Origin of the sequence: Nitrospirillum bahiense (genome assembly GCF_007828025.1) — a bacterium.
Classification (GTDB): domain Bacteria; phylum Pseudomonadota; class Alphaproteobacteria; order Azospirillales; family Azospirillaceae; genus Nitrospirillum; species Nitrospirillum amazonense.
This window is the reverse complement of sequence record NZ_VITO01000006.1, coordinates 277397-297653: the sequence shown is the minus strand read 5'-3', so window position 1 is coordinate 297653 and position 20257 is coordinate 277397. Positions and strand designations below refer to the sequence as shown.

Below are 20257 nucleotides of genomic sequence, written 5' to 3'. Positions count from 1 at the left end.
AACAATCGATTTTACGCATGAAGGTCGGACGGCGTAGCTTTTCCTCGTCGGGCGCACGGACGCCCAAGCCCATCAGAAGACGACGAGGGACGATAGTCATGACCAGCCAGCCACCCCGCATGACCACCACCGGGGGCGCCCCCATCGCCGACAACCAGAACAGCCTGACCGCCGGCCCGCGCGGCCCCGTGCTGATGCAGGACTATCAGCTTATGGAAAAGCTGGCGCACCAGAACCGTGAGCGCATTCCGGAGCGTGTGGTGCATGCCAAGGGCTGGGGCGCCTTCGGCACCCTGACCGTCACCCATGACATCACCCGCTACACCCGCGCCAAGGTGTTCGGGGCGGTGGGCAAGAAGACCGACCTGCTGATCCGTTTCTCCACCGTCGCCGGTGAACTGGGGGCTGCGGATGCCGAGCGCGACGTGCGCGGCTTCGCCGTCAAATTCTATACCGAGGAAGGCAACTGGGACGTGGTGGGCAACAACACGCCCGTCTTCTTCATCCGCGACCCGCTGAAGTTCCCGGACTTCATCCACACGCAGAAGCGCCATCCCCGCACCAACCTTCGCAGCCCCACCGCCATGTGGGACTTCTGGTCCCTGTCGCCGGAAAGCCTGCACCAGGTCACCATCCTGATGTCGGATCGCGGCCTGCCGCCCAGCCCGCGCTTCATGAACGGCTACGGCAGCCACACCTACAGCTTCTGGAACGACCAGGGCGAACGCTTCTGGGTGAAGTTCCACTTCAAGACCCAGCAGGGCCACAAGCACCTGACCAATGATGAGGCCGCCCAGGTGGTGGGGCGGTCGCGCGAAAGCTATCAGGAAGACCTGTTCGGTAGCATCGAGGCAGGCGACTTCCCGCGCTGGACCCTGCAGGTCCAGGTGATGCCCGAGGCCGACGCCGACAAGACGCCCTACAACCCCTTCGACCTGACCAAGGTGTGGCCGCACGCCGACTATCCGCTGATCGACGTGGGTGTGGTGGAACTGAACCGCAACCCCGACAACTACTTCGCGGAGATCGAGCAGGCGGCGTTCAGCCCATCCAACGTCGTCCCCGGTATCGGCCACAGCCCGGACAAGATGCTGCAGGCCCGCATCTTCTCCTACGCCGACGCCCACCGCTACCGCCTGGGCACGCATTACGAAGCGCTGCCGGTGAACCAGCCGAAGTGTCCGGTGCACCACTATCACAAGGACGGGGCCATGCGCTTCTTCCGCAACGACACCGGCAACCCCGACGCCTATTACGAACCCAACAGCCTGGGCGGCCCGGCCCAGGACCCCAGCGTGGCCGAACCGCCGCTGCGCCTGTCGGGCGAGGTCGGCCGCCATGACCACCGCGCGGGCAATGACGACTACAGCCAGCCGCGCGCCCTGTTCGCCCTGATGGACCAGGGCCAGAAGGATCGGCTGTTCGCAAACATCGCCGCCGCCATGCGGGGCGTGCCGCAGGCCATTGTGGAGCGCCAGCTGGGTCACTTCGCCCTGGTCCATGCCGACTATGCGGCGGGTGTGCGCCGGGCCCTGGCCCAGGGCGAGGGCGCCGGCCGGCCGGAGACGGCCATCCCCTGACACCCCATCCCACCCTGGAGCCCGTCCCCCAAACCGGCCCTTCCCCGTGATCCCCCACCGGGAACAGGCCTTGGCACCAGGGAACCTGGTGACCGGGTGTGCCCGAAAAGCCACCCGGTCACATTTTTCTTTAACAAACGCGCACTTTCAGGTTGTGGCCGGGCGGCCCGGCGGCTTAGCCTGCAGCCCATCACAACAAAGGGTCATATTCCGATGCGCCTCGTCACCCAATTCAGCCAGCAAACCGCTGTGCCGCTTGGGGCGGGGCTTTGTCTGTTTATGACACGGGGTTTGGGGGACAACGGCTAAGCACCGTCCCCGACACACCCGATAACAGGCCCCGCGAGCAGCTGCCCGCGGGGCTTTTTGTTTTCCCCAATCCCGCCGATGCCGCCGTCCCATTCCTTGCGGGGCGGTGGCGTCACCGCCCTGGCAATGCCGGCGCGGCGCGGGAACGACCTTTTAAAATTGGGATGGTTCTCATGGACTTGGACACGCTGATCACCATCGCGCCCAACCTGTTCTTGCCCGCCGCCTTCGCTGGCGTCTTCCTGAAGGCCATGCTGCTGGGCCTGGGCGTGGCGGCGCCGGTGGGCCCTATGGCCTTCCTGTGCATGCGGCGCACGCTGGCCGGCGGCTGGCGCCTGGGCCTGGCCACCGGGGCGGGTATCGCCACCGGCGACGGCGTCTACGCCGGTATCGCCGCCTTGGGCTTGACGGAGGTCTCGGCCTTCGTCACCGACCATGGTCGGCCGCTGCACCTGCTGGCCGGGCTGTTCCTGGGCTGGCTGGCCTATGCCGCCCTGCGGCCCAAGCCCGCCGGCCCTGAAACGCTACAGGGCGATAACCGGCCGGCCGCCCTCTCGACGCTGTCCCTGCCGCGCGCCTGGGCCTCCTCCTTCCTGCTGACCCTGACCAATCCGCCCACCATCATCGTCTTCGCCGCGATGCTGACGGCCTTCGTTCCCCTCTCGGCCCTTTCCGGCGCGGAGGTGGCACGCCTGCGCATCGCCACCACGGTGGCCGGCGTGGCGGCGGGTTCGCTGTTGTGGTGGGTGGTGCTGGTGGCGGGGGTGGCGGCATTGCGCGGCATGATGGCGCCGCGCGTGGCGCGGGCGCTGGACATCACCGCCGGCCTGGCCTTCCTGGCCTTCGCGGCGGTGGAGCTGCACCGGGCGGTCCTGCCGTGAGAGGCGCGTCAGCGTCCGCGGTATCGGGCCAGGACGTGCCGGCCCTCGGGCGACATCTTGGGCAGCACCTCCATCATGATGTCCTCCAACACCGGGCCGATGGGTTGGCGCTGTTCGCGGGCGTTGGCCATGGCGGCGCGCAGGGCATCGGGGTCCAGCGGCGTGCGGTCGATCTCCGCCCGCACCTGATCCATGGCGGCGGTGAAGCGGCCCTGTGCCGCCTCCAGCTGCGCCATGTGGCTGACGATGGCGCCGCGCAGCAGGCTGCGATCCCCCGCCGGCAGCTGTTCCGCCAACTGCCCCACCAGGGTGGCCAGCGCGTTTCCGGCGGCGGAGCGGGCCAGCGCCGGGGGCAGGGCGCCCAGGGCCGCCCGCTGGCGCCATTGCTGGGCGCCCAGGAAGGCCAGCAGGAACAGGTTCAGGGCCAGGGACAGAAGGAAGAGGAAGCGCAGAACCGGTGACCGCATGGGGGTAAACCTTCGGTGAAGAACGGGGCGGACGGGAAACGGGGGCGCTACTGCACCAGCCAGTCACCACCCACACCCGCCAGGGTGAACAGGGTGGCCAGCGAGGCCGTCGCTGGCGCCGTCGCCTCGGCCGGCGGCGTCAGCCAGGTGCCGGCCAGCCAGCCGGCCACCGCCATGGTGGCGAAGACGGCGCCGGCCGGCCGCCAGGACAGCCAGGGGGTCGACGGGGCCGGAACCTGCCGCTGGCGGATGCGGCGCAGGCTGGCGTCGATGCCGGCCTGGACGCGGACGGCGCCCGGCGCATCTTCTTCCAGGCCGTCGCCGGCAAGCGGGGCCCAGCGGCGCAAGGCGGCTTCCCACAGGTCGCGCGCGTCCGCGTCCTGGGCACGCACGCGCCGGGCGGCGCGCCGGGTCGCCGACGGCCAGTGGTCGATGTCCGGCCCGTGGGCCGCCAGCAACTGGGCGAATTCCTCAATGGTCATGGCTCACCCTTCCTTCCAAAAGGCTCCTTGCCGCCTCTGGTCAGCGCCCGCTCCAGCGCGCCCCGGGCACGGTACAGCAGCGACCAGTAGGCGCGCAGGTTCAAGCCCAGCACGGCCGACGCCTGGGGCCCCGGCATTTCCTGGTAATAGAACAGCACCAGGGCCGCGCGCTGCTTTTCCGGCAGGCTGGCCAAGGCATCGCGCACGCGCCGTTGTTCCGACCGGCGTTCCATAGTCTCGGCGGCCCCGTCGCTGGGGTCGGCCACGTCCATCGCCGCCTCCAGCGGGGCGTGCCGGCGACCGCGCAGGCGGTCGAGGCACAGCCGGTAGGTGACGGTGTAAAGCCAGGTGGACAGCTGGGCGCGGCCGGGCGTCCAGCGTGCCGCATGGTTCCACACCCGCACCAACACCTCCTGCGCCACGTCGTCGGCTTCCGCTTCCGAGGTCAGCAGGCGCTTGGCCAGTCGCCAGGTGGCCGCATAGTGGCGCTGGCCCACCTGGCGCAGCGCCCGCTCGTCCCCCTGGGCGACGCGGGCCATCAGGACGTCGTCGTCCGCCCCATCGTCCCCATGGGCGGCGGGCAGGCGGCCCCAGGGCTGCTGGCCCGTCACGGGATGTCCTGTCGCAAGGACGCGCCCCGCGCGCTCAGGCTGTCGCCGGGGCGGCCGAACAGCTGGCGCAGGCGGGCGCTTACCCCCCGTGCCCGGGCCACGTCACGGGCCATGGCCGTCCATTCGCGCAGGCACACCACCAGCGGATTGCTGCTGGGTGCGACATGGGCCAGGCCGTAGGTCAACGGCACATCGGGCGACGCCTGGCCGAAGGTGCCGAACAGCCGGTCCCAGACGATGACCACGCCGCCGTAGTTGCGATCCAGGTATTCCGGGTTGCTGGCATGGTGCACCCGGTGGTGGGCGGGGGTGTTCAGCACCCATTCCAGTGGGCCCAGGGTGCCCACCGCCTCGGTATGCAGCCAGAACTGATAGAACAGGTTCAGCGCCAGCATCGCCGCCACCGCCACCGGGCTGAAGCCCAGGAAATACAGGGGAACGTAGACCAGCCAGCCGCAGGACAGCACTTCCGTCACCCCCAGCCGAAAGGCGCTGGCCAGATGCAAGGCGGCGGGGGAATGGTGGACGCTGTGCGATGCCCAGACCCAGCGCACCTCATGACCCAGGCGATGGCCCCAGTAGTAGCAGAACTCCTCTCCCGCAAACAGCAGGGTCAGACCCCACCAGCGGTCCAGCGGCACGGTGGCGATGCGGTGGGTCCAGGCATACCAGGCCACCGGCGCCACGACGCCGGCCAGCACCAGCTTCATGGGGATGCGCATCAGCAGGACGGCCACCGAGGTTGCCGTTTCCGACCAGGGATAGGGCCGCCGCCGCGTGGCGTACCACGCCACCTCCGCCGCCACGGCGGCCGCGACGAAGGGGTAGAACTTCAGGGGAAGGACGCTGGCGCCACCCAGGATGGCCATGGCCGAACCTCACGGGAAACGGTGGATTTGGCGCTGATACGCAGGCCGTGCCCTTCCGTGTTCGGGCGGGGTCGCAGGATTTTTGAAAAACGGGATCGAATAGTTGGCGGGAGGCGTGGCGTACCAGGGCCAGGCGGCGGAAATGGCCGTCCCTGTCCCCCTCCAACACGGATACCTGAAATGATGTCCAAGACGCTTGTCGGCACTTCCCTCGCCCTGTCGTTGGTCCTGGCACCCGTGGCGGCCCTCGCCCAGTCCCAGGATGGCCAGCCGGCCCACCCCGCTGCGCGCGCCGCCATGAAGGCCTGCCAGCCTGACCGTCAGGCCTTGTGCAAAGACGAACAGCCCGGCGGTGGTCGCATCCTCGCCTGCCTGAAGGCGCACGAGGACAAGCTGTCGCCTGACTGCAAGGCGGCGCTGGCCACCCTGCCGGCCAAGGGCCAAGCACCCCAGAACCAGTAAGGCCGGGCCAGCAAGGACGGGTTCGTAGGGCGGCCCCCTGTGCAAACAGACAGGGCTGCCCTCCAACCCAAGGCGTTGGCGGGGGCGGACGATCTGCTATTCTGCGGCCCTCCGGACCCGGAATGGGGTTCGTCCTTCGGAGCCCGCGTTTCCATGCCTGCCGCCGCGCCGCCACCATCCGCCCCGTTGTCCCCGGTCGCCACCGCCCCGGTTTCGACATCCGGGCACGCGCATAGCGCCGCCGCGTCCGGCGCGCCGGAGCGGCTGACCCTGGCCCTGCCCAAGGGCCGCATTCTGGATGAGGTGCGGCCGCTGCTGGAGGCCGTGGGCCTGCGGCCCGAGGCCGCGTTCGACGATCCCAAAAGCCGGGCGCTACGCTTCGCCACCAACCTGCCGCATGTAGAGATCATCCGCGTGCGCAGCTTCGACGTCGCCACCTTCGTCGCCTTTGGCGCCGCCCAGATGGGCGTGTGCGGCAACGACGTGCTGATGGAATTCGACTATCCCGAAATCTACGCGCCCCTGGACCTGGGCATCGGCCATTGCCGCCTGGCCGTGGCCGAGCCGGTGGCCGAGGCGCAGGGCGACGACCCCTCGCGCTGGAGCCACGTGCGCGTGGCCACCAAATATCCCGAGGTCACCCGCCGCCACTTCGCCCGCCGCGGCGTGCAGGCGGAATGCATCAAGCTGAACGGCGCCATGGAACTGGCGCCCAGCCTGGGCCTGTGCCAGCGCATCGTCGATCTGGTGTCCAGCGGCGCCACCCTGAAGGCCAATGGCCTGGTGGAGATCGAGCATATTGCCGACGTGACCTCGCGCCTTATCGTCAATCGCGCCGCTTTCAAGACCCGCCATCCGGAGATCCAGGACTGGATCAACCGTTTCACGGAGGTTGTCACCCATGCCGCGTGAACTGCGCACCACCGATGCCGGCTTCGAGGCGGACTTCGACCGGCTGCTGCATGCCAAGCGGGAATCCCAGAGCGACGTGGCCGACGCCGTGGCCGAGGTGCTGCGCGACGTGCGTCTGCACGGGGATGAGGCGCTGATCAAATACACCAGCCGCTGGGACCAGCTGGACCTGACACCCGACCGGCTGCGTATCGCGGAGTGCGAGATCGAGGCCGCCGTGGCCGCCTGCGACCCCGAGGTGATCGAGGCGCTGAAGGTCGCCGCCGGCCGTATCGAGGCCTTCCACCGCCGCCAGACGCCCGATACCTACGATTACGTGGACGAGGCGGGCGTGCGCCTAGGCGCCCGCTGGACACCGCTGTCGGCCGTGGGCCTGTATGTGCCCGGTGGCCTCGCCTCCTACCCCAGCTCCGTCCTCATGAACGCCATCCCGGCCAAGGTCGCGGGCGTGAAGCGGCTGGCCATGGTGGTGCCGACGCCGGAGGGGGCGCTGTCCCCCCTGGTGCTGGCGGCCGCCCGTATCGCTGGCGTGGATGAGATCTACCGCGTGGGCGGCGCCCAGGCGGTGGCGGCGCTGGCCTATGGCACCGCCACCATCCGCCCGGTGGACAAGATCGTGGGGCCCGGCAACGCCTATGTCGCCGCCGCCAAGCGCCAGGTGTTCGGCACCGTGGGCATCGACATGATCGCCGGCCCCTCGGAAATCCTGGTGGTGGCCGACGGCGCCAACGATCCCAGCTGGATCGCGGCCGACCTGCTGTCGCAGGCCGAGCATGACAGCAGCGCCCAGTCCATCCTGATCAGCGATGACGCCGCCTTCATCCAGGCGGTGCGCGCGGCGGTGGACACCCACCTGAAGACCCTGCCCCGCGCCGTCATCGCCGGGGCCAGCTGGCGCAACAACGGCGCCACCGTCCTGGTGCGCGACCTGGACGAGGCGGCGGCCCTGGTCGACCGCCTGGCGCCGGAGCATCTGGAGCTGGCGGTGGCCGATCCGGACGCGCTGGCGGCCAAGGTCAACCACGCCGGCGCCATCTTCCTGGGCCGCTACACGCCCGAGGCCATCGGCGACTACATTGCGGGCCCCAACCACGTGCTGCCCACCGCCCGCAGCGCCCGCTTCTCCTCCGGCCTCAACGTGCTGGACTTCATGAAGCGCACCACCCTGGTGGGCTGCGACGCCGCCAGCCTGGGCCGGCTGGGGCCGCAGGCCGCCATCCTGGCCGATGCGGAGGGGCTGGGCGCGCACGCGCTGTCGGTTCGCGTCCGGCTGGGCCGTTGAAGGGGCGCCGGCATGTCGGACGCCCCGAAGCCGGACGCTGGCCGCCAGCGCATCGTCCACGTCGAGCTGGTCGAGCAGACGGCCATCCGCCGCCGGCCGGAGGTGGAGCATGAGCGGGCGGTGGCGCTGTTCGACCTCGTAGAGGAGAACCAGCAGTTCCAGCTGGTGGACCATCCGGACGCCGGGCCCTACCGCCTGTTCCTGTCCATCGAGGACAACCGCATGGTCTTCGACCTGCGGGACGAGGGGGATGCGGAGGTAGACCGCATCACCCTGCCGCTGACGCCCCTGCGCACGGTCATCCGCGACTATTTCCTGATCTGCGAGGGCTATTACAAGGCCATCAAGACCGCCAGCCCGTCGCAGATCGAGGCCATCGACATGGGCCGGCGGGGCCTGCACAACGAGGGCTCCGACCTGCTGCGCGAGCGGCTGGCCGCCAAGGTGACCATGGACCACGGCACCGCCCGCCGCCTGTTCACCCTCATCTGCGTCCTGCATATCCGGGGCTGAGGGGAAAGATGGCGGAGCGCCCGGATCCTTTCGCCGCCTTCGCCCCTGCCGTGCATCCGGCCCAGATCACCAGCGTGCTGTTCGCCTGCACCCATAATTCCATCCGTTCCCCCATGGCCGCAGCGCTTTTGCGCCACCTGCACGGCCACCGCCTCTATGTCGACAGCGCCGGCGTGCGCGAGGGCGACCCCGATCCCTTTGCCGCCGCGGTAATGGAGGAAATGGGCATCGACATCAGCCGCCATCGCGCCAAGACCTTCGACCAGCTGGAGGACACCAGCTTCGACCTGGTGGTGTCGCTGTCGCCGGAAGCGCAGCACCGCGCCGTGGAAATGACCCGCACCACCGCCTGCGACGTGGAGTTCTGGCACACCTTCGACCCCAGCTTCATCGAAGGCAACCGCGAGACCCGCCTGGCCGCCTACCGCCAGGTGCGCGACAGCCTGCTGGCCCGCATCAAGCAGCGCTTCCCGCTGGGGCCTGTGCCGGTGTTGTGAGAGGCGCTTTAAATGAGGTGCCGTGACATGACGATGTCGCGTTATCTACTGATACTACTCGCATGCCTGACCGCGTCCGCCGCCCTCGCCGCGGGGCGCAGTGAGGCGCAGCGGGATGTGGAGGGCTACGCCGTTGCCACCTGTTTGGTGGCGCAGGATCAGCCTTACCTGAAGGAGCAGGGCTATGGCTGGGGCGAGACTATCGTGCAAGGCAGGGGCCGTGATCCTGAGATGTTGGCGCCGGTGAAGGCGGCCGTTATGGCGGCCCTGGCCAAGGGCGACATGCCGGTGGCGCGGGATGAAGGCAACCCGCAGCAAGGCAAGGCGCTGCCTGTTCTCTATTGCGGGGAGATCATCGACAAGCCGGGCGTGCGCGCCGCCATCACCCAGGTTCTGGCCAAGCTGGGCAAGGGCCGGTGACGCTTCGCCCGGTCATCGCCTGTCCTTGCCATACCAGAACCGGTCCGGCAGGGCCGCCGTCTCCGGGGACAGCAGCGGGTTGGGAATCTCGATGCGGCGACGGCTGTCCAGATGGGCTTCGGTCAGCATCTGGCGGATGTAGGGGCTGTCGTTGAAGTACTTCAGGAAGCTGCCGTCCTCATAGGCCTTCAGCAGCCCCTTCTCGATGGCGGCGGCCAGGGCTTCGTTGGCCTTGCTGGTGTAGAAGAAGCTGTCGAAGGGGTAGACCAGGACAAGATCGCTTTCCACCGCCAGGTCGGGCACGTCGGGCGTGCGCTGGGCGACCTCGGCGAAGATCTCGTTGGCGCCGCGGGGGAAATAGTCGATGCGGTGCAGGCCCACCAGGCGGAACAGCAGGTCATAGCGGAAGGCCTCCACCGGCAGGCCCGCCGCCTGCAGAATGTCGACATCGGGCCAGCCCAGGGCCTGGCCGGCGGTCAGGCGCTTCAGGTCGTCCAGGGTGCGGACGGCGGAGAACTTGGCCTGAGCCGCCTTGTTGATGATGAACAGGCGATAGCCCAGCACCCCCCGGAACAGGGGGATGCGGATGGGCCGCAGCTCCCGTTCCAGCTTGGCGGACATGCCGTTCCACAGCAGCGTCACTTCCGTCCCCTGTTGCAGGGCCACGGCGGCACGGGCCTGCTCCATGACCGTGGCGCTGGGCCGGATGGTGTAGCGCGCGCCCACCTTGTCCAGGGCCAGGCGCAGCAGGCCCAGGGGATATTCGTCCCGGGGGTCGGTGGCGCTTTCCGTGGCGCGGGGATAGACGATGGTGAAGACCTCATCGTTCTGCGCGCGCGCCGGTGCTGGATGCGCCTCATCTGCCGGCGGCGCGGCAGTGCCGGCACCTCGCGCGTTGGTCGTCACCAAGGCCGTGCACAATAGTGCCGCGGCCACCCTTGTCCACCCCATTGAACCGTCCCCCGCAGGCCGCACCGCATCCCCCCGGCGGCGGCGTGACCCCTGATCTTGCCTTATGACGCCACCATTTGCGGCGCGTATTTTGACAAATGAAATCGTTCTCAGGTGCCGATGCCAGAAATCGTTGCGGGCCGGTTGAGCGCCGTGGCGCCGGCCGACACGGTATGGAACAATTACTGTCAGACCTTTCACAACCCGGCGGTGTCTGATGCGTTGGCTTGGCGTGGCGCTTGCGTGCCTGTTACTTCCCGTTTCCTTGTCTTCTTATGCCCAGGCCCAGACGAAGCCGCCCGAAGCGCCGTCCCCGGGGGCCAAGCCCGCCACCGCCCCACCGCCCCTGGTGTTGCAGCATCCCAGCCTGTCGGCCAGCCTGATCGCCTTCGATTACGGCGGGCAGATCTGGACCGTGCCGCGCTCCGGCGGCCAGGCCACCCTGCTGGTGGCGGGCCAGGGGCAGAACAGCGGCCCCGTCTTCTCCCCCGACGGCAGCCTGGTCGCCTACACCGGAACCTATGACGGCAACACCGACGTCTATGTCGTGCCCGCCACCGGCGGCCAGCCGCAACGCCTGACCTGGCACCCCGGCCGCGACGTGGCGGTGGGCTGGACGCCGGACGGCAAGAACGTCCTGTTCCGCACACCGCGCACCACGCCGCGCGACCTGGAGCAGCTCTATACCATCCCCGTCACCGGCGGCGCCGCCACCCAGCTGCCGCTGCCCTCCGGCTTCCAGGCCAGCTATTCGCCGGATGGCGGCCGCCTGGCCTACGTGCCCTTCTCGCAGTGGCAGCCGGCGTGGAAGCATTACCGCGGCGGCCAGACCTCGCGCGTGTGGATCGCGGCACTGAGCGACAGCAGCGTGGTCAAGATCCCGCGCGACAACTCCAACGACCGCAATCCGCTGTGGGTGGGCGACACCGTCTATTTCCTGTCGGACCGCGAAGGGCCGGTGGCCCTCTACGCCTATGACGTCAAGACGGCCAAGGTCACCTCCGTTGTCCGTAATGAGAGGGGCTTCGACATCCAGTCGGCGGCGGCCGGCCCGGGCGGCATCGTCTATGACCAGTTCGGCACCCTGAACCTGTACGACACCACCACCCGCCAGGCGCATGCCGTGCCGGTGACCATCTCCGGCGAACTGCCGCAGACCCGGGCCCATCTGGAAACCCTGGATCCGGGCCAGATCCTGCACGCGGCCATTTCACCGACCGGCAAGCGGGTGCTGTTCGAGACGCATGGCGAGATCCTGTCCGTGCCGGCGGAAAAGGGCGACGTGCGCAACCTGACGCAGAGCCCCGGCGTGGCCGACCGCGACCCCGCCTGGTCGCCGGACGGCAAGACCGTGGCCTGGTTCTCCGACCAGGGTGGGGAGTACGCCCTGCACCTGCGCTCCGCCGACGGCCTGGGCCCGGTGAAGATCATCGGCCTGGGCCAGCCACCCAGCTATTTCTACGGGCCGCTCTGGTCCCCCGACAGCAAGAAGATCGCCTATACCGACAAGCGGCTGAACCTATGGGTCGTCGACGTGGACCGCCCGGGGGACCACCCCACGCCGCTGAAGGTGGACACCGACCGCTATGACAGCCCGGCCAGCCAGCTGAACCCCGCCTGGTCGCCGGACAGCCGCTGGATCGCCTACGCCAAGCAGTTGCCCAATCATCTGCACGGCATCTACGTCTACAGCCTGGCCGACAAGAAGACGCAGATAGTGACGGACGGGCGCAGCAATGCCACATCCCCCCGCTTCGATCGCGGCGGCAAGTACCTGTACTTCGTGGCCTTCACCAACAACGGTTTGGACCAGGGCTGGCTGGACATGTCCAGCATGGGCCGCGCCACCGACGGACGCGTCTACGTCATGGTGCTGCGCCGCGACCTGCCCTCACCCCTGGCGCCGGAGAGTGACGAGGAAGCGGCGGCCGATGGCAAGAAGTCCGGCCTGGATGACGGCGACAAGAAAGGGGATGACAAGAAGGGCGACGGCAAGAAGGCTGCGGAAGTCCGCATCGATTTCGCCGGCCTCGACCAGCGCACCCTGGCCCTGCCCATCCCGCGCGTGAACCTGGCGGGCATCGAGGTCGGGACGGAGGGCATCGTCTTCGCCGCCGCCCAGCCGGTGGCCTTGACGGATGAGGATTACCTGGACGGCGACGAGAACGGCCCGCCCAGCCTGGAGGTCGCGCGCTTCGACCTGAAGACGCGCAAGACCGACAAGTTCCTGGACGGCGTGGACGCCGGCAGCTTCTTGGTCTCCGCCGACGGGCGCAAGGTGCTGTACGCCCAGCACGGCCGCTGGTTCGTGAACGGCGCCGACAAGGCGCCCGACGCCGGGGCCGGCGCCCTGAAGCTGGACGAGATGCAGGTTTGGGTCGACCCGCGTGCCGAATGGCGGCAGATGTACCACGAGGCCTGGCGCATCGAGCGCGACTTCCTCTATGACCCCAAGGCCCAGGGCCTGGATTTGGCCAAGGCCGAACAGGTCTACGCCCCCTTCCTGGAGGCGCTGGCGGGCCGGGTTGATTTGAACACCCTGTTCGCGGAGATGACCGGCCACATCGGCCTGGGCCACACCTTCGTGGGCGGTGGCGCCTTCCCCAAGCAGGACAAGGTCAGCGTCGGCCTGCTGGGCGCCGACTACCGCGTCGTGGCCGGCCGTTACCAGTTCGCCCGCATCCTGGAGGGCGAGAACTGGACGCCCGGCGCCCGGGCGCCGCTGACCCAGCCGGGCGTCAACGTCGCCGTGGGCGACCTGTTGCTGGCGGTCAACGGCAATGAGGTCAAGACGGACCAGGAGGTCTACCGCTACTTCCTGGGTACGGCCGGCAAGCAGACGGTGCTGACCGTGGGCCCCAAGGCCGATGGCAGCGGGTCGCGCCAGGTGACGGTGGTGCCCTTGCCCTCGGAAACCAAGCTGCGCCTGCACACCTGGATGGAGGAGAACCGGCGCAAGGTGGACCAGCTGTCGGGCGGGCGCCTGGCCTATGTCTACCTGCCGGACACGGCGGCGGGTGGCTTCGCCAACTTCAACCGCTACTACTACTCGCAAGTGGGCAAGCAGGGCGCCATCGTGGATGAGCGCTTCAACCATGGCGGCCAGATCGCGGATTTCATCGTCGAACAGATGAAGAAGACGCCGCAGATGATCGACGCCACCCGCGAGGGGGAGGAGATGGTGGAGCCGGCGCAGGCCATTTACGGCCCCAAGGTCATGATCATCAACCAGATGTCGGGCTCCGGCGGCGACGCGCTGCCCTGGCTGTTCCGCAAGGCCAAGCTGGGCACCTTGGTGGGGGTGCGCACCTGGGGCGGCCTGGTGGGCATCGGCGGTTATCCCCCGCTAATGGACGGCGGCTCCATCACCGCGCCGCGCTGGGCCCTCTACGGCACCCATGGCGAGTGGGAGGTGGAGAACATCGGCATCCCGCCGGATGTAGAGGTGGAGCAGGACCCGGCCCTGGTGCGCCAGGGCCACGACCCGCAGCTTGAAAAGGCGGTGGCCGTGGCGCTGGACCAGCTGGCCAAGACCCCGCCCCAGACCTTCACCCGCCCGGCCTACCCGGACCGCAAGCCGGTGCTGCCGGAGACGGGTCGGTGAAAGCGGAAAGGGCGATGTAGGTATGTACCTACATCGCCCTTGATTCACGGGATCACGGGGGCCATGCTGGCAGGGTGGCTCTCAACCCCGTCTCTTGGCGACTGTCATGACCCGCATCGTTTCGGCCCGTGATGCCAATCAACAGTTCTCGGACATTCTTGGCGAAGCCGCTGACGGGGAAACCGTGATCATTACCCGCAGGGGGACGCCGGTTGCCAAGCTCGTGCCCTATACGGCTCCGGCGGATGAGGGGGCTTGGGATAGGCTGTTGGCGATGCTTGAGGAAGGACTGCCCCTGGGGGGCGGAACCTTCAGCCGGGATGGGTTGTATGAGGACCGCTGAGCGTATCCATGCGGTTTACAATCGACACAAACGTTCTAGTCTACGCCGCTGACAACCAGGCCGGGGAAAGGCATCGCAAGGCGGTGGACGTCTTGGCGCGGGCTCGTGGGCGTGACTGCGTCCTGACGGTTCAGGCTCTGGCGGAATTGTTTCGCGCGTTGACGGGGCGTCACAAGGTGCCGGCTGCGCGGGCGGCGGCCATGGTTCAGGTATGGCGCGACGCCATGCCCGTCGTGGCGGCGGACGAGATTTGCCTGGTGGAAGCCATGGATGCGGTAGCCGCCCATAACTGGTCATTCTGGGATGCCATGATGTGGGCGACCGCCAAACGGGCCGGGTGTCGATTGTTGATCACCGAAGATGGCCAGGACGGTCGGGCTTTGGGCGGGGTCACCCTGGTCAACCCCTTTGCCGACAGCCCATCACCCCTGTTGGAAACGGCCCTCGGCCGCAAAACTTGATTATACCGCCTCCGCCACCAGGCCGTCGGGCGGATCCGTTCGGCTGGGGGCGGGGTCGGGGATGCGCAGGCCGTGGGTGTGGGACAGCATGGCCTGGGCGATTTCCCGTTCCCCCATGATGACCAGGCTGGCGCCGTGCTGGCGCAGATGGTCCACGGCGGCGTCGGTGTGGGCGCGGGCGATGATGTCCAGATGCGGGTTGCGCTTGCGCGCCTGGGCCACCACCTGCCCCGCCTCGAAGCTGTTGGGCACGGCCACGAACAGCCACCGCGCGCCATCCAGGTTGGCGGCGGCCAGCACGTCCGGCTGGGCCGCGTTGCCGGCGATCACCTCCTGCCCGGCGCCGCGCAGCTGTTCCAGGATACCGTTGTCTTCTTCCACCACCAGCACGGGGGTGCCGTCCTGGCGCAGGGCCTCGCCCACCAGGCGACCGACACGGCCGTACCCGATGATGATGGCATGGTCGGTCAGGGCGGTAGGTTCCGGTGCAGAGAAGGTCTTGACCTTGGCCGGGGCCTCCGCCGTCTCCGCCTCGCCGGTGGCCGTCGCCGCCTTGCGTTGGCGCTGGGCGGCCAGGCGCTGCAGGCCGATGAACACCAGCGGGTTCAGCAGGATGGACAGGATGGCGCCCGCCAGGATCAGGCTCTGCCCCGTGGGGGGCAGCAGTCCCAGATCCACGCCGAACGCCGCCAGGATGAAGGAGAATTCACCGATCTGCGCCAGACCGCCGGCGATGGTCAGCGCCGTGGGGACGCTGTGGCGGAAGGCGCGCACCAGCACGTAGGCCGCCACCACCTTGCCCACCAGGATGATGGCCAGGGTACCCAGCAGGGGTAGCGGGTGGTCGATCAGGATGTGCCAGTCGAACAGCATGCCCACCGACACGAAGAACAGCACGGCGAAGGCGTCGCGCAGCGGCAGCGATTCCTCCGCCGCCTCATGCGCCAGGGGGGATTCGGCCAGGGTCATGCCGGCGAAGAAGGCGCCCAGCGCGAAGGACACGCCGAACAGCTCGGCCGCGCCGAAGGCCACGCCCAGCGCCACCGCCAGCACGGCCAGGCGGAACAGCTCACGTGAGCCGGTCTGGGTGACGCGGTGCAGCACCCAGGGGATCAGCCGGCGCCCGCCCACCAGCATCAGGGCGACGAACAGGGCCACCTTGCCCAGGGTCAACGCCAGGGTTAGGGCCAACTGCGACAGGGGGGGCGAGCCCATGCCGCCCAGCAGGTCGCCCAGCGCCGGCAGCAGCACCAGCGCCAGCACCATGGCCATGTCCTCCACCACCAGCCAGCCGATGGCGATCTTGCCGCCCTGCGTCTCCATCAGCCGGCGTTCTTGCAGCGTGCGCAGCAGCACCACCGTGCTGGCGACCGACAGGGCCAGGCCGAAGACCAGCCCCGCCCCCAGGCCCCAGCCCATCAGGCGGGCCAAGCCCATGCCCATCAGGGTGGCGACGCCGATCTGCGCCAGGGCGCCGGGAATGGCGATCAGTTTCACCGACATGAGGTCGGACAGCGAGAAGTGCAGGCCCACCCCGAACATCAGCAGGATGACGCCGATCTCCGCCAGCTGTGACGCCAGGTGCTGGTCGGCGACGAAGCCCGGCGTGAACGGGCCCAGGATGACCCCCGCCAGCAAATACCCCACCAGGGGCGAGATGCACAGGCGGGTGGCGATGGCGCCCAGGACGAAGGCGCAGCCGAGGCCGCCGACGATGATGGCGATCAGGGGGGTCTCATGCACCATGGGTGGGGGGTGGCCTCCGGATATGGTTTTGGGGGCGTATGCCCCGGCTTCGCGGGCACCCTAGCAGGCTGGGCCGTCCCGTCCCACCCCGCAACGGGTGAAATCTGTGTAACGCCCGCACTTTAAAGGCTGAAACGGCACGGGCAGTGACGGGGGCCACGCCGCCTCGTCACTGCCGTGCGCTGATGCCGGCCCCGCCCAGGTTTACGGGCCGAGACGCGCCACGTTGTCGTCGGAATTACGGTCGATCAGCTTGTTGTAGGGATCGATGCCGACGAACTCCGGCTTCTTGTCCACCACCAGTTCCAGGGTCTGGTCACCGTCGTGGATGGGATGCTTGGCCAGGTGGATGACATCGCCGTCGGCGAAATCGCCCTTGCCCGGTTCCTTGGTGAACAGGCCGATGTCGATGGCCTGGGTGAAGGGCAGCGGCGTCTCCTTGCCCTGGCCATCGGCCTGCAGCTTGGCGGCGTGCACCGTCAGGCCGACCTTGTACCGGCCGTCGGGCAGGGCCTCGGCATGCGAGGCCGTGACCTTCAGGTCGTACAGGATGATCTTTTCCAGCATGTCGCTGATCAGGTCGGCCTGGTCCGGCGCCTCCGCCTTCAGGGCCGCCACCAGGTCGGTGGACAGGGCGTAGCGGTCGGTGCGGGCCCGGCTTTCCTTCAGCAGGCGGGCCAGCGCCCGGTCCACCGTCTCCTCGCCCAGGTAGTCCTTGAGCGCGTACATGGCCAGCGAGCCCTTCTGGTAGTGGATGTAGGGCTGCCCCTCCACCCGCACCAGCGGCAACTCCTCCAGATCCTCGTGCCCGCGGGCGCCCAGATAGCGGTCCAGTTCGAACTTCAGGAACTTGCGGATCTGGTTGGGGCCGTATTCATGCTCCATCACCATCAGGGCGGTGTACTGCGCCAGGCTTTCCACCAGCAGGGTGCCGCCCTGGACGTTGGCGGCGATCAGCTGGTGGCCCCACCATTGGTGAGCGACCTCGTGCGCCGTGACGTAGAACACCGGATCGATCTTGGTCTTGTCGCGCAGGTCGCTGACGAAGCCGATGCCCTCGGAATAGGGAACCGTGTTGGGGAAGCTTTGGGCGAAGCGGCTGTAGTCCGGGAACTCCAGCACCCGCAACTGCCGGTGCTGATAGGGGCCGAAGTTCTGGCTGGCGTACGTCAACGCCCGCTTCATGCCCAGCATCATGCGGTCCACGTTCCAGGCGTGGGGCTTATGGTAATACACCGCCAGGTCCACGGCATGCTCGCCTTCGCCCCAGGTGTCGCGCGCCACGGTGTAGCGGGCGGACAGCCAGGATTCGAAATGGGCGATGGGGGTGTCGGTGCGATAGTGGAAATAGCGGCGGTCGCAGCCCATCGCATCCTTGGCCACCCATTCCTTTTCCAGGTAGCCCGGTGCTATGGCGATCTGGTCCGGCACGGTGGAAATGGTGGTCTCGAAATCCACGAAGTCGGCGTCGGGGCCCAGATCCGACACCGTCCACTGGCTCTGGTCCTCCAGCTTGGCCATGCGGTCGATGGGTTCCAGCCCATGCTTGCGGCGGCGGAACCGGTCCTCCAACAGCCGGGCCTTGGTGAAGCCGATGACAGGCAGGGCGCGGCCATAGCCGATGAAGCTGCCGTTATCCACCACCATGGGGGCGCGGGCGTTGTTGGTGAAACCCGGGTGGCGCTGGCCGATGGTGAAGTCCAGGGAGCGGCGGTCCCCGGGGGCCAGCGGTTGGTCCAGGGTGAAGATGTAGTAGTTCAGCGCGTGGTCCTCGGTCGTCAGCCGCGCCCCCTCCAGCGACGCTTTCTCCAAGTCGATGCCGACGGGCAGGACCATGTGCACCTGGGACAGCGGCGCCTGTGTATGGTTTTCCAGGACATAGCGTCCCCGAGCGTCAAAGCCCTGAACCGCGGGATAAAGGTCCACATCGACCGACACGCTCGTGATGCGGGGCTGGGGCAGGGTCTCGTACCGGCGGTAGGCTTGCTCGAACGCCACCTCCTGGGCCTCGTCCCCGTCCCGGGTATGGAAGGTGTTCAGGTCATGGGTGTTATGGTGGATCCACACCCCGCTGGCGACGAAGGCCGCCAGCAGCAATCCCGCCAGGGCGCCGGTGGGCAGAGTCCAGCCGGTCATCAGCGCCCGGCCCCGGTCGCGCCAGGTCAGGGTGCGGCTGCGCGGCCACATCAGGTGGGTCAGCAGCAGCAACAGCACGGCAGCCGCCCCCCAATAAACGCTGAACCAGGTATGGCCCACCAGGAAATGGCCATAGCCGTTCATGTCGGACAGGCGCAGGTCCGGCGCGCCGCCGTACAGCAGCAGGTTGTCCTCCAGCCCCAGGCGCTGCGCCACGGTCAGCAGGACCGTGTAGACCACCATGAGGGCGTAGCCGACGAACTTGTTGGGCGACAGCACCTGCGCGAACAGGGTCAACGCCGCCACGATCAGCATGTCGGGGAAGGCCATGCCCATCAGGGGCGTCAGGTACAGCCCCGGCTCGATGGCCACGGGGCCGCGGGCGATCTGCACCCCGACCGAGGGCAGGATGGCCACCAGCCACAGTCCGGCCAGCACCATGGCCACCGTCAGGAACTTGGACAGGGTGAAGACCCAGCCGGGGGCCGGCGTGGCGCCCACGATGTCGGCCATGCCGGCCTGGCGTTCCCGCCACACCAGCTCACCCGTGTAATAGCTGGCGATGGCCAGCGGGGCGATGGTGAAGGTGGCCAGGATCAGTTGCACCATCAGCCGCGTCACGGGGTATGTGGCCGTGCCGTACCATTTGTTCTGCAGCAGCAGCGACGCCATCATGTTGATGGTGCTGAGCGCCAGCAGAATCCAGAAGCTGGGGCTGCGTAGGGTGGCGCCCACCTCGAACACCAGGCGGCAGCGGATCATGGGCCACACCGCGCCCAGACCCAGGCGGGGCGTCACGGGCCGCAGGACGGCCGAGGGAAGGGCCGCGTCCTTGACCGCCTTGGGCGTCGCGGCCGGGCGGGGGCCGCGCCGCACGGCCCAGGCGTCACCCGCCAGCCCGATGCCGAACAGGGCCACGGCCACAGCCACCCATATCGCGCGGTTGGCCAGCAGGGCGCCGGCCAGCTCCGGCAGCTGGGTGTTGCGTTCCACCACCGTCCAATAACGGGTGACGTTGGCATAGGGCGACAGGCCGAAGGGGTCGAGATAACCGATCAGCGTGCGGTAGCTGGGGTCGCCCAAGGCGTTGCTGCTGACGGCATAGGCGCCGATCAGGGCGATCATGACGATGTACGTGGCCATCTGCCGGCGGGTGAAGGCCGCCACGGCGAAGAACAGGGCACCCGTCACCAGCATGTTGGGCACGCTGAACACGCCCAGCGCGAACAGGTAATCCAGGGGGCGGAAGGCGCCGAAATGCTCCGGATCCACCCACCAGGCCAGGCGCCCGACGGCGATGCCCCACTGGCAGGAGGAAATGGCGATGGCGCAGGCGATGATGGCACCGATCAGGCGCCCGCCCAGCAGCAGGGGGCGGGGCACCGGTGTCGCCCCCACCATGCCGGCCATGCCCGTATCGGCGTCGCGCAGCACCGGGTCGGTCAGGCCGCGCAGCACCATGGTCATGGCGAACAGGCTGAGGATACCCGCGATCTGCAGCACGACGAAGGGGCTGTCCATGTGGACGCCGTTGCTGCGGCCGCCCACCTGGATCTGCTCCACCGTCGTGGCCAGGAAGGTCATGAGGAAGAAAATGAGGAAGTTGATGATCAACGCCGGCTGGCGCAGCTGATAGCGCAGCTCGAACCAGGCGATGCGGGCGATAAGGCACAGCGCGGCCATGGGATGACCTGTCCGTTGCATGGGGGAAGGGCGGTGATTGGGAAAGCG

18 protein-coding genes are annotated in these 20257 nt (G+C 68.4%); 11 read left to right on the top strand and 7 right to left on the bottom strand.

Going from position 1 to position 20257, the window contains the following annotated elements; translation table 11 throughout:
- Positions 1-98 precede the first annotated feature (98 nt).
- Together FBZ88_RS11430 and FBZ88_RS11425 are read left to right on the top strand one after the other, a co-directional pair.
- The gene (locus FBZ88_RS11430) at positions 99-1580 is read left to right on the top strand and encodes a catalase (protein WP_145616950.1); all 1482 of its coding nucleotides are present in this window, start codon (positions 99-101) and stop codon (positions 1578-1580) included.
- A 482-nt stretch (positions 1581-2062) separates the two neighbouring features.
- Positions 2063-2770: a LysE family translocator gene (locus FBZ88_RS11425; RefSeq protein WP_211102614.1), complete on the top strand. Its 708-nt coding sequence runs from the start codon at positions 2063-2065 to the stop codon at positions 2768-2770.
- Between the two features lie 8 nt (positions 2771-2778).
- On the opposite strand, the gene FBZ88_RS11420 is transcribed toward FBZ88_RS11425, so the two are convergent.
- Genes FBZ88_RS11420 through FBZ88_RS11405 form a run of 4 tightly spaced genes read right to left on the bottom strand, consistent with a single transcriptional unit; the run spans position 2779 to position 5199 of the window.
- The gene (locus tag FBZ88_RS11420; RefSeq protein WP_145616949.1) at positions 2779-3237 is read right to left on the bottom strand and encodes a periplasmic heavy metal sensor; all 459 of its coding nucleotides are present in this window, start codon (positions 3235-3237) and stop codon (positions 2779-2781) included.
- A 47-nt stretch (positions 3238-3284) separates the two neighbouring features.
- Entirely contained in the window at positions 3285-3719 is a 435-nt protein-coding gene (locus FBZ88_RS11415) for a hypothetical protein (protein ID WP_145616947.1), read from the bottom strand.
- A complete protein-coding gene (locus tag FBZ88_RS11410) occupies positions 3716-4330 on the bottom strand; it encodes a sigma-70 family RNA polymerase sigma factor (RefSeq protein ID WP_145616946.1) in 615 nt (204 codons plus the stop codon). The genes FBZ88_RS11415 and FBZ88_RS11410 overlap by 4 nt, the downstream gene beginning before the upstream one ends.
- Positions 4327-5199: a sterol desaturase family protein gene (locus FBZ88_RS11405; RefSeq protein WP_145616945.1), complete on the bottom strand. Its 873-nt coding sequence runs from the start codon at positions 5197-5199 to the stop codon at positions 4327-4329. The genes FBZ88_RS11410 and FBZ88_RS11405 overlap by 4 nt, the downstream gene beginning before the upstream one ends.
- Positions 5200-5379: 180 nt before the next feature.
- Between FBZ88_RS11405 and FBZ88_RS11400 the strand changes: the two genes are divergently transcribed.
- The 6 genes from FBZ88_RS11400 to FBZ88_RS11375 all read left to right on the top strand — a co-directional run bounded on the left by FBZ88_RS11400 (position 5380) and on the right by FBZ88_RS11375 (position 9285).
- Positions 5380-5661 (top strand): cysteine rich repeat-containing protein, encoded by a 282-nt coding sequence (locus tag FBZ88_RS11400; RefSeq protein ID WP_145616944.1) that lies wholly within the window; start codon positions 5380-5382, stop codon positions 5659-5661.
- Positions 5662-5814: 153 nt separating this feature from the next.
- Positions 5815-6573, top strand: a complete 759-nt coding sequence (gene hisG, locus FBZ88_RS11395) for an ATP phosphoribosyltransferase (protein WP_145608718.1) — start codon at positions 5815-5817, stop codon at positions 6571-6573.
- Positions 6563-7855 carry a histidinol dehydrogenase gene (hisD, locus tag FBZ88_RS11390; RefSeq protein WP_145616942.1) on the top strand — a complete coding sequence of 431 codons (1293 nt, stop codon included), beginning with the start codon at positions 6563-6565 and terminating at the stop codon, positions 7853-7855. The genes hisG and hisD overlap by 11 nt, the downstream gene beginning before the upstream one ends.
- Positions 7856-7867: 12 nt before the next feature.
- Positions 7868-8368, top strand: a complete 501-nt coding sequence (locus FBZ88_RS11385) for a UPF0262 family protein (RefSeq protein WP_004272608.1) — start codon at positions 7868-7870, stop codon at positions 8366-8368.
- 8 nt (positions 8369-8376) lie between these two features.
- Positions 8377-8865: an arsenate-mycothiol transferase ArsC gene (locus FBZ88_RS11380; RefSeq protein WP_004272607.1), complete on the top strand. Its 489-nt coding sequence runs from the start codon at positions 8377-8379 to the stop codon at positions 8863-8865.
- A 27-nt stretch (positions 8866-8892) separates the two neighbouring features.
- Positions 8893-9285 carry a hypothetical protein gene (locus tag FBZ88_RS11375; RefSeq protein WP_145616940.1) on the top strand — a complete coding sequence of 131 codons (393 nt, stop codon included), beginning with the start codon at positions 8893-8895 and terminating at the stop codon, positions 9283-9285.
- 12 nt (positions 9286-9297) lie between these two features.
- On the opposite strand, the gene FBZ88_RS11370 is transcribed toward FBZ88_RS11375, so the two are convergent.
- Complete coding sequence (locus tag FBZ88_RS11370) at positions 9298-10221, bottom strand: transporter substrate-binding domain-containing protein (RefSeq protein WP_246138616.1); 924 nt, start codon at positions 10219-10221, stop codon at positions 9298-9300.
- 232 nt (positions 10222-10453) lie between these two features.
- Here FBZ88_RS11370 and FBZ88_RS11365 point away from each other — a divergent pair, with 232 nt between their 5' ends.
- From FBZ88_RS11365 to FBZ88_RS11355, 3 genes are all read left to right on the top strand, one after another.
- Positions 10454-13840: a S41 family peptidase gene (locus FBZ88_RS11365; RefSeq protein WP_246138615.1), complete on the top strand. Its 3387-nt coding sequence runs from the start codon at positions 10454-10456 to the stop codon at positions 13838-13840.
- Between the two features lie 106 nt (positions 13841-13946).
- Positions 13947-14183 carry a type II toxin-antitoxin system Phd/YefM family antitoxin gene (locus FBZ88_RS11360; protein WP_145616936.1) on the top strand — a complete coding sequence of 79 codons (237 nt, stop codon included), beginning with the start codon at positions 13947-13949 and terminating at the stop codon, positions 14181-14183.
- Positions 14184-14191: 8 nt separating this feature from the next.
- A complete protein-coding gene (locus tag FBZ88_RS11355; protein ID WP_145616935.1) occupies positions 14192-14644 on the top strand; it encodes a PIN domain-containing protein in 453 nt (150 codons plus the stop codon).
- Here FBZ88_RS11355 and ybaL read toward each other — a convergent pair whose 3' ends face one another.
- Together ybaL and FBZ88_RS11345 are read right to left on the bottom strand one after the other, a co-directional pair.
- Positions 14645-16390 carry a YbaL family putative K(+) efflux transporter gene (ybaL, locus tag FBZ88_RS11350; protein ID WP_145616933.1) on the bottom strand — a complete coding sequence of 582 codons (1746 nt, stop codon included), beginning with the start codon at positions 16388-16390 and terminating at the stop codon, positions 14645-14647.
- Positions 16391-16594: 204 nt separating this feature from the next.
- The gene (locus tag FBZ88_RS11345) at positions 16595-20209 is read right to left on the bottom strand and encodes a M1 family aminopeptidase (protein WP_246138614.1); all 3615 of its coding nucleotides are present in this window, start codon (positions 20207-20209) and stop codon (positions 16595-16597) included.
- Between the last annotated feature and the right edge of the window lie 48 nt (positions 20210-20257).